The 1,417-nt window shown below is 70.4% G+C and carries 1 protein-coding gene and 1 pseudogene; one reads left to right on the forward strand and one right to left on the reverse strand.

Going from position 1 to position 1,417, the window contains the following annotated elements; translation table 11 throughout:
• Positions 1 to 813 (reverse strand): annotated as a pseudogene (locus JF597_RS55040) (APC family permease); the annotation flags it as partial.
• 112 nt (positions 814 to 925) lie between these two features.
• On the opposite strand from JF597_RS55040, the gene JF597_RS55045 reads away from it, so the two are divergent.
• The coding region (locus JF597_RS55045) for a DUF2182 domain-containing protein (protein WP_294014757.1) at positions 926 to 1,417 on the forward strand (492 nt) is incomplete at its 3' end.

Raw genomic sequence — 1,417 nt, forward strand, 5'->3', positions numbered from 1 at the left:
AGCGCCGCGTAGGGGAACCAGTTGTACGGAGCGGGCTGGCCCGGCTTGGCGAGGTAGTACAGCGGGACCAGGATGGCCAGGGTGCCGAGCGCGGGCAGCACCAGGTGCCGGACCACCCGGAACTCCTGCGGCCGGTACCTGCGGTAGTACAGCGGCAGGGCGATGTTGGACGCCAGGTAGACCAGCAGGATCAGGATGGCGCCGAGGGTCGATGGACTCGGTGAAGAAGACCACCGGGTCCATCGAGCCGCCGGCGGATCCCAGCAGGTGGCCCAGGCCCCAGCCGCCGATGATCAGCAGCGAGATGGCGGCGAAGGTGATGATCGCGTTGTTCGGTGTGCGGCGGATGGGGTGCACGTAGCCGAAGAAGGACGGAAGCAGTCCCTCGCGCCCGGCGTTGAACACCAGGCGGGCCTGGGAGTTGATGCCGGCGATCAGCACGCCGAGCGTGGAGGTCAGACCGCCCAGATAGGTGAGGAACGCCAGTGCGCCGAGGGTGTGCTGGGCCACCTCGACGAAGGGGATCGGGGAGGCCCCGAGCCTGGTGACGTCGTAGCCGAAGCCGGTCACCGTGGCGTAGGCGAACAGAACGTAGCTCACCGTCATGATCGCGATGGAGGAGAACACCGCGCGGCCGACGTCGCGCCGCGGATTCTCCGTCTCCTCGGCCAGCGCGGCCGAGTTCTCCCAGCCGACGAACAGGTACACCGCCAGGGGGAAACCCGCCGCCAGCCCTCTGAGGCCGTGGCTGATGTGGCTGGGCAGGAACGGGTCGAGGGAAAGACGGCCGCGGTGTTCCACGAGCGCCGCGATCGGCCGCTCCTACGAGGGGGCGACGCCGGTTCCGGCGTAGGGTCGCGGGCCTCGGGTCGCGTCGCACAGGCATGCGTGCTGTCCTGGAATCAGCCGCCAGGAGTACACGCCCATGCGTCACATCCGGACTTCCGCCTTCGCGTCCACCCGGTCGCCCGCGCCGACCGGAGCGGGCGGAGGCCTGTTGCCGACGCGGGATCTCGCGACCGCCTGGTTCCTGATCCTTCTCATCGCGGTGCCCGCCTGGGCGCTGACGGTCGGGCAGGCCCGGGACATGGGGGTCGAGCCCGGCACGATGGGGATGGCGCTGCCGGTCTTCCTGCTGCTGTGGGTGACGATGATGGCGGCCATGATGCTGCCGTCCATGGCGCCGGTGGCCATCACCTGGGTGCGGGGCATCGGCCGGCAGTCCTCCGGCTGGACGCGGACCGCGCGCACCGTCGAGTTCGTGGGCGGCTATCTGCTGGTGTGGACCGCCTTCGGACTGCTCGCCTACGCGGCCCTGGCCCTCACCGGCGGCCTGGTGGACGACCATCCGACCGCCGGGCGCTGGATCGGCGCGGTGACCTTCCTGCTCGCGGGCCTGTATCAGCTCGGCCCCCTC

It is taken from the genome of Streptomyces sp., assembly GCF_019510245.1.
GTDB lineage: Bacteria > Actinomycetota > Actinomycetes > Streptomycetales > Streptomycetaceae > Streptomyces.